Source organism: Glycomyces tarimensis, from assembly GCF_054776215.1.
In genome coordinates, this window is record NZ_BAAHCB010000015.1 from 163,540 (window position 1) to 171,043 (window position 7,504).

Annotated in this window: 7 protein-coding genes; 3 read left to right on the forward strand and 4 right to left on the reverse strand. The window is 68.2% G+C overall.

Annotated elements, in window-relative coordinates:
• Positions 1-113: 113 nt before the first annotated feature.
• Together ACYVK3_RS12950 and ACYVK3_RS12955 are read right to left on the reverse strand one after the other, a co-directional pair.
• Positions 114-560 (reverse strand): hemerythrin domain-containing protein, encoded by a 447-nt coding sequence (locus ACYVK3_RS12950; protein WP_460497739.1) that lies wholly within the window; start codon positions 558-560, stop codon positions 114-116.
• A 148-nt stretch (positions 561-708) separates the two neighbouring features.
• Entirely contained in the window at positions 709-2,133 is a 1,425-nt protein-coding gene (locus ACYVK3_RS12955) for a glucose-6-phosphate dehydrogenase (RefSeq protein ID WP_460497740.1), read from the reverse strand.
• A gap of 483 nt (positions 2,134-2,616) precedes the next feature.
• Here ACYVK3_RS12955 and ACYVK3_RS12960 point away from each other — a divergent pair, with 483 nt between their 5' ends.
• Positions 2,617-2,988, forward strand: coding sequence for a DoxX family protein (locus ACYVK3_RS12960; RefSeq protein WP_460497741.1), 372 nt, complete (start codon positions 2,617-2,619; stop codon positions 2,986-2,988).
• A gap of 254 nt (positions 2,989-3,242) precedes the next feature.
• Here ACYVK3_RS12960 and ACYVK3_RS12965 read toward each other — a convergent pair whose 3' ends face one another.
• Together ACYVK3_RS12965 and ACYVK3_RS12970 are read right to left on the reverse strand one after the other, a co-directional pair.
• Positions 3,243-3,875: a hypothetical protein gene (locus ACYVK3_RS12965; protein WP_460497742.1), complete on the reverse strand. Its 633-nt coding sequence runs from the start codon at positions 3,873-3,875 to the stop codon at positions 3,243-3,245.
• Between the two features lie 272 nt (positions 3,876-4,147).
• Positions 4,148-4,645, reverse strand: coding sequence for a MarR family winged helix-turn-helix transcriptional regulator (locus tag ACYVK3_RS12970; protein WP_460497743.1), 498 nt, complete (start codon positions 4,643-4,645; stop codon positions 4,148-4,150).
• A 40-nt stretch (positions 4,646-4,685) separates the two neighbouring features.
• On the opposite strand from ACYVK3_RS12970, the gene ACYVK3_RS12975 reads away from it, so the two are divergent.
• Both ACYVK3_RS12975 and ACYVK3_RS12980 read left to right on the forward strand, forming a co-directional pair.
• Positions 4,686-5,312, forward strand: coding sequence for a thioredoxin domain-containing protein (locus ACYVK3_RS12975; protein ID WP_460497744.1), 627 nt, complete (start codon positions 4,686-4,688; stop codon positions 5,310-5,312).
• Positions 5,293-6,531, forward strand: a complete 1,239-nt coding sequence (locus ACYVK3_RS12980) for an MFS transporter (RefSeq protein WP_460497745.1) — start codon at positions 5,293-5,295, stop codon at positions 6,529-6,531. Before ACYVK3_RS12975 ends, ACYVK3_RS12980 begins: the two co-directional genes overlap by 20 nt.
• Positions 6,532-7,504: the final 973 nt, after the last annotated feature.

Here is a 7,504-nt window from a genome sequence, read left to right on the forward strand (position 1 = left end):
TGCAGCAATCGGGCGGTCGTCATCCGACCGCCAGAACGATTCTCGATCACACCGATCGCGCCGCCTTCAGCCGACATGGCCGTGCTCGGGGCGGTCTCGGCGCCGCCGCCGCGTCAGGCGAGGTCGCCGAGCAGCGTCCGCGCCTCGCCTTCGGGAGCCACGGCGTCCAGCACGGACAGCAACTCGCGCTCCTCGTAGCCGAAGTGCGACTCCATGATCGCGCCGATGCCGTCCAAATGCCGGTGCAACGACTCGGCATCCTCCCCGGACGCCATCGCGGCGGCGAACTCGCCGATGAGATGCTCCAGCATGTCGTGGTCGGTCATCAACTTGCCGATCACCGGCGCCAGGTCCGGGCGTTCGGCGACGATCTGCGGGAACAGGCCGACATCCTCGCTGCGATGATGGCCGCTGAGCGCGGAGCAGAACCCGTGGCAGAACACCAGCAGATCCTGGCCCGCCGGCACGTCGACCTCACCGTCGATCGACCGGCGGGCGAGGTTCAGCGCCCGGCGAAGCCGCTCATGCACCTCAAGCAGCTGACTGCTGAACGCGACCATGCGATCGGTCTCGGAACTGATGGCGCGACCCTCCGTCTCGAATGCTTCATACCCGGCCTTGGGCACCGCCGAGTGCGGCACACAGCAGCCTAACGCGTTCGGCCGACACCATCGCGAACCGAGGGCTCGGCGGCCTCGAACGAGGTGTTCACGGGCCGGACGTTCCGGCCGTGTAGGCGTCCATCGGCACCGTGCCGTTCTCCCAGGCGCTGAGGATCGGCTCGACGATCCGCCAGCACTCCTCGGCCTCGTCGGCGCGGATCGACAGCGTCTGGTCGCCGTGCAGGATCCCGAGCAGCAATTTCGCGTACGCGGGTAGTTGCTGGTTCGGGAACTCGGCGTCGAGCTCGGCTCGCTCCAGATCGAAGGGATCGCCGGCACCGTTGAGGTTGACGCCGATGGCGATGGTGTCCGGGTTGAGGGCGAACCGCAGTACGTTGGCGGGTGCCGACTCGGGGAACGGCTGGTGCGGGGTCGGCCGGAAGTGAAGGGCGATCTCCCGTCGGCCGGCGCCGAGGGCCTTGCCGCTGCGAAGCCGGAACGGCACCCCCGCCCATCGGCGGTTGTCGATCGCCAGCGTCACCTCGGCGAAGGTCTCGGTCTGCCTTTCGGGGTCGACGCCGTCCTCGTCGATGTACGACGGGACCGCTCGATCGCCGATGGTGCCCGCGGTGTAGCGGGCGCGCTTGGTCGCCGCCGACATCTGTTCGGGCTCGGGGACGCGCACCGCCCGCAGCAGTTCGGACTTCGCGTTGCGCAGGTCCCTCTGGTTCATGCTGGTGGGCGGTTCCATGGCGGTCAACGCCAGCAGCTGCAGGAGGTGATTCTGGATCATGTCCTTGAGCGCTCCGGCGTTGTCGTAGTAGCCGGCACGGCCCTCCAACGCCAGCGTCTCGTCCCAGACGATGTCCACGGCCCGGACATGCAGCTCATTCCACACCGGGTCGAAGATGCGGTTGGCGAATCGCAGCCCGAGGACGTTGAGCACGGTCTGCTTGGCGAGGAAATGGTCGATCCGGTAGACGTCCTCCTCGGCGAAGCACTCGTGGACCGCCTCGTTGAGCCGCCGTGCGTCGGCCAGATCGGTCCCGAACGGCTTCTCCACCACGAGTCGGCTGCCGGCGGGCGGCGGGCGGTCGGCCAGCGCACGCACGGTATCGAGAAAAACGCGGTTGGGCAGCGCCAGGTACACCACCATCGGCCCGGCCGCTTCGCTCATGACCGCATCGAGCTGATCGGCGTCCGACACGTCCGCCGTGCGGTAGCGCAACCGTCCGGCGAAGTCGCGGATCACCGACTCCGGTATCTGCGGAGCGTGCCGCGCCACCCGTTCCCGCACCATCGACCGGTAGGCCTCGCCACTCTGTTCGCGGCGGTCGATGCCGATGATCGTCGTGCGGCCGAGCAGGCCCTCCTCGTGCAGCCGCGCGGCGGCGGGATAGAGGTACCGCCCGGCCAGATCTCCCGACGCGCCCAGGATCACCAGCGTCTCGATCACCGCGTCCGGCTGCGATGGCGTAGCCATGCCTAGCGGCCCGAGGGTGTTCTCGCTGCCGGTCGAGGTGTATGCCACTGTCGCTCCTCCTGTAGGGTCCGAGCTCGGTCACTGGAGTGGATTCCCAGCGCAGCCCCGCCTCAAATGTTCGGCAAGCGGAATTCTCCCGAGCACTCAGCGGTCGGCGCCGGAAGTGCGACCCGCCCAGCTTCCGCAAGGGCGACCTGCGACGCCTGAGGTTCCTGAAGGGTGCTCACCGGCAGGCGTTCCACGCTCACGTTCGATCTGGCGCCTGGACGAGATGGCTGATCGACCTCGTGCCGGCCGTCGCATGGTTCCGAGGCGGTCCACATGACCGGCTCCGGGCCTCGATACCACCCGCTGTCGCCCCATCACGTGTGGACACGAGCGAGCAACTGTCGGTGAGCGGCATATTGAGGCGAGCGTCGGGTCGTACTGTCGTGATCAGTGCGATGTGCGCTCCTTCACCGAAAGCGCACCGGTCCGGGATTGAGGTTCGGGATCATGGCGGGTACCCGGCACCTGTCAAGGAGGCAATCTATGAACGTGTTCCTTTGGATCCTGCAAGCCCTGCTGGCCGCGATGTTCCTCATGGTCGGCACGATGAAACTCGTCCAGTCCAAGGAGAAGCTGACCGGCTCGATGCCGGTGTTCGAGACCTACTCGAGCGGCACGATCCGCTTCATCGGCATCGCCGAGGTCGCCGCAGCGGTCGGATTGATCCTGCCCGCGGCCACCGGTATCGCCGTCGTCCTCACGCCGCTGGCGGCGGTGGGCATCGTCGTGCTGATGATCCTCGCGGCGATGACGCACGCCCGCCGCAAAGAGACGCAGCCGATCATGATGAACCTGATGATCCTGGTCGCCGCCGCGATCGTCGCATGGGGCCGCTTCGGCCCCTATGCGTTCTGATCGTCAGCTGCGGAGCCGCGCCGACCCCCGGACCGGCTCGCGCCGGTGATTCGTGGGCCGAGTCGTCCACATCGCCGGAACGGGCATTCCGGCCGTAAGCCGTCCACGGATTTCGGCGCACGGTGCAGCGCGCTCGCCGAAGGCCTGGGCGGCTACCCGGACAACCAAAATGCCCCGGCGCGATCGTGCGATCGAAACCGGAGCGTTTTCCCTGTTCAGGGGTTGAACGGATGCAGGAGATCGAATGCGCGCCGTTACTGCTGCGGGGAGCCGGGCCACCCGTTGTCCGGTTGCTGAGCGGGCTGCGGCTGCTGGGCGTACTGCGGAGCCAAGGGCTGCTTCGGCGGAGCCCAGCGCATCAGGAAGATGCTGACGGCCAGCAAGACCGCGGCGAGGATGTAGAGCCAGATGCCGCCGCCGGCGCTCGCTTCGACATTGGTGTCCTCCCAGGCTTCGTTATTGAAGACCCCGTTGAGCTCGACGACCGGGTGCAGCGCGGCGGCTGCGGTGAGCGCGGCCAGGCCGATGCCGCCGAGTTTGGCGGTCCATTGGAGGCCGGGCTTGATCCCGGCGGCGGCCCAGCCGACGAGGACCACGAGGACCAGGGCGGGCGAGAGCCCGGGGAGGCTGACCCCCGCGGTCTCGAGGCCCAATCCGGCCACCTCGTCGGCGTCGCTGCCGCCGAGGGAGATCTGGGGGATCAGGGAGCCGACCGCGAGGAGGAGCAGTCCGGCCCCGGCGAGGCCGAGCCCGATGGGAGTGGGGCGGTCGGGGCCGCTCGGGAGCAGCTGGTTGTAGGCGGGCTGGGCGGCCGGCCCTGGAGGGAGTGGCTGGCCGGGCTGGAGATGAGGGGAGTACTGCGGCTGCTGCGCGGCGTTGTCGCTCAAGGGAGGATCAGACCTAACTGTGCGTCGAGGTAGGGGACAGGGGCGATGAAGTTGGAAAGCGTCGCTGAAGCGGGCGCGAGCCCACTCTGCGAGTGACTACATATTCTGAAGTACTTGACTTGCCGTCGACTTGTCATCGTTGGGGCCCTTGAGCACTCGCTGCATGTTCGGCCGCCGGAAGGACAGATGAATCCGTCGGCCTTCGCGCAGGCCCCAGCGGTCCGTCGGGTCCGAGCTCGTCCCTGGCGATCGCCAAGAGATTGAAGGCGAAGCTAGGCGTCGTCGCCCAGGGCGGCGGACAGGGCGCCGAGCAGCGTGGCCAGCTGGGCCTGCTCCTCGTCGCCGAGTCCGGCGATGAGGCGGCGCTGGTTCTCCAGGTGCTTGCCGATCAGCTCGTCGGTCAGGGCCCTGCCCGTGTCGGTCAAGGCGATGCGGCGTCCGCGCGCGTCGTCCTCGGTTACCGACCTGGTCACCAGGCCTTTCGCTTCGAGGCGGTCGACGCGCTTGGTGATCGCCCCGGTCGTCACGAGGACCGTGCGGCTCAGCTCGCCCGGCGTGAGCGAGTACGGCTCGCCCGAGCGACGCAGTGCCGTCAGCACATCGAAGTCGCCGTTGCCCAGCCCGGCCTCGGCGAAGGGCGGGCGCAGGCGCCGGTCGAGCGCCTCGGTGATCCTGTAAAGCCTCCCGACGACGAGCATCGGTGAGGGATCGAGGTCGGACCGTTCGCGCTTCCACTGGGCGACCATCTCGGAGACGGCGTCTGCATCCATGCCTTGCATCATAGCTTCCATGGAAGCTATGGTGTTTTCCATGGAAGATAATTTCACTCCGCGGGCCGCCCCGGCCGTCGACTGCTACTTCGACCCCGCGTGCCCCTTCGCCTGGATCACCTCCCGCTGGATCCTCGAAGTCGAACGCCACACTCCGATCGCCCTGCGCTTTCGCATCATGAGCCTGTCGGTCCTCAATGAGCATCGCGAGCTCGACGCCTGGTACCGCGCGTTCAACGACCGCGCCTGGGGACCGGCCCGCGTCTGCGCCGCCGCCGAGCAGCGTCACGGCAACGCCGTGCTCCGCGATCTCTACACCGCGCTCGGCACCCGCATCCACGTGCACCGCAACAAGGACTACGACACCGTCATCCCCGAAGCCCTCGCCGAGACCGGGCTCCCCGCCGACCTCGCGGACGCCGCGCACACCGACGAATTCGACGCCGCCCTGCGCGCCAGCCACCAGAGCGGTCAGGACGCCGTGAGGGAGGAGGCCGGCACGCCCATCATCGCCATCGACGGCGCCGCCTTCTTCGGCCCGGTCCTCACCGCGACCCCCAAAGGCGCCGAAGCCGTCCGCGTCTTCACGGCCGTCCGCGCCCTGGCCGCCCTTCCCGCCTTCGCCGAGTTGAAACGGGGCCGCTCCAGTGACCTCGACGTCGAGTGAGACGGCGCCGAAGCGCCGCTTCATCACCGCGAGCCTCGTCGACTCGGTCGGCAACGGCCTGTACGTGCCGCTGACGATGCTGTTCGTCCACGCGCTCACCGGCCTGTCCATGGTCGCCATCGGCGCCGGCCTCACCATCGCCGGGCTGTGCGCCCTCGCCGCGACCCCCGCGGCCGGCGTCCTCATCGACCGGTTCGGCGGCCGGCGGGTCTTCATCGGGGCGCTGTCGCTGCGCGCGATCGCCTTCGCGCTCTACCCCCTCGCCGACAACTACCCGGCCTTCCTCGCCGTCGCCCTCGTCGTCGCGATCGGCGCGCAGAGTTCCCAGCCCAGCCAGCACGCCCTCATCGCCGACCTCGCCGAAGGCGTCGAACGCGACCGGCTGCTCGCCTGGAACCGGAGCCTGCGCAACGGCGGCATGGGCTTCGGCAGCCTCGCCGCCGGAGCGATGCTGATGCTCGACGGCAACGCCGGCTTCACCACCGCCGCCGTCGCCATGAGCGCCGCCTTCGCCACCGCCGCGATCGTCGTCGGCGGCATCCGAGCCGGGACGCGGCCCGCGCCGAAATCCGAAGGCGGGCGCGCCCGAGCCGGATACCGGCACGTCATCGCCGACCGCCCCTACCTCTGCGTGACAAGCGCGAACTTCCTGATCGCCTTCGGCTACATCGCCCAGTCCATCGCCCTGCCCGTCTATCTCACCCGCGACGTCGGCCTCCCCGACGCGATGGCCGGCATCGTCTTCGCCGCCAACACCGCCCTCATCGCCGCCCTCGGCGTTCCCACCGCCCGCCTGATGGCGCGCGGCAGGCGGACCCGCGGTGCCGCCCTCGGCGCGGTCGTGTTCGCCGTCGCCTTCGCCGCCTTCGCGATGCTGCCCCACCTGGTCACCGGCATCGCCGCCATCGCGACCGTCCTGGCCGTCGCCGTGCTCTACACCGCCGCCGAGCTCATGCACTCCGCGCCGTCGCAGAGCCTGTCGGTCCAGGCCGCGCCCGAGCACCTCCGCGGCCGGTACCTCTCGGTCTATCAGCTGTCCTGGTCGGTCGCGCGCAGCCTCGCTCCCGTCCTCATCGGACTGCTGCTCGATGCCGGCTCCTGGCAGGCGTGGGCCGTGCTCGGACTCGCGGCGATCGCCGGTGCGCTGATCCTCCTGTGGACCGAACGGGCGCTCCCGGCGCACGTCGTGAAGGCACCCGACGTCGCCACCGCAGCCTAGGACCGGTCCTGTCGATCCGAGCGGTCCGAATCCGCTCCACTGATCCGCTCGCTGCGTTGTCGGGCTCACGTCTGAGCCATTACATCCGCACAGGGGAATCGCCTATTTTCCTGCGGCGGGGCGCTCGCCTTGGTGGCACCTGGTGATGGGACCTGCCCGGCCTTAGAACTGGTTTCAGATTTTGTTGAACCTGTTTTGCCGGGTGATGCTTGTGGTCATGTGCAGCGAGGCTGCGGCTTGGGGAATCCGGTTGCCGAGCATCCGTGGCAGCAGACTGTTGAAGCCAGCGGTGTGTGGGCTATGCCGCCGCCCAGTTGCGGAAGACGTAGCGGTGAACTTCCTTGAGACCCAACTTGAAGAAGGGACACAGGAAGTAGACGTGTGGCTTGATCCGCCCTGTTGTCGTTCGCGTGATCCGGGTGGCGTGCGCGTCGACCGCTCCTCGACCACCGAAGAGAAGAACCATCGATGCACCAGATTGGTGCGCACCATTCGGAACTCCAACCGGACAGGTGGTTCCCATACGGTGATCTCCTGGTGCACTGAACCGTTCGCGGGTATGCATTCCCGGTGCTACCGACGCCGCCTTCACCCTCTGACAGGCGGCACTCCACCGGCCGTGGCAGTCCCAGGTGGAACAGCGGCGAGCGATGCGGCTGGGTCATCTGGGATCCGCACAGCAACGGCCAGAGTGCCTCGATCGGCACCGAGAGCGTTCGTGTACTGCGAACTTTCATGAGCACACTCTACGCCTGCTGCCCAGCCTGGACTGACCTCAGAGAGACGGTCAAGAATGGGCTGACGGCGACTGTTTCAGGTTGTCCGGGTGAGGCGTCTCCAGCAGATGAGGCTGGCTGCGAGTTTGGTGAAACCCTGATGTATGAACAAGCGGCGGTCCCAGCGGACGGCGAGGGGGGCTTACCCCTTTGATGTTGACACCGTCCTATGCGGCGAGGGCGAGGCTAGCCTGCCG

Excerpts from the sequence above, each read along its gene's own strand:
- ACYVK3_RS12975 (WP_460497744.1), top strand. The coding sequence starts at position 4,686 with ATGGAAGATAATTTCACTCCGCGGGCCGCCCCGGCCGTCGACTGCTAC.
- ACYVK3_RS12970 (WP_460497743.1), bottom strand. The coding sequence starts at position 4,645 with ATGGATGCAGACGCCGTCTCCGAGATGGTCGCCCAGTGGAAGCGCGAA.
- ACYVK3_RS12950 (WP_460497739.1), bottom strand. The coding sequence starts at position 560 with ATGGTCGCGTTCAGCAGTCAGCTGCTTGAGGTGCATGAGCGGCTTCGC.
- ACYVK3_RS12960 (WP_460497741.1), top strand. The coding sequence starts at position 2,617 with ATGAACGTGTTCCTTTGGATCCTGCAAGCCCTGCTGGCCGCGATGTTC.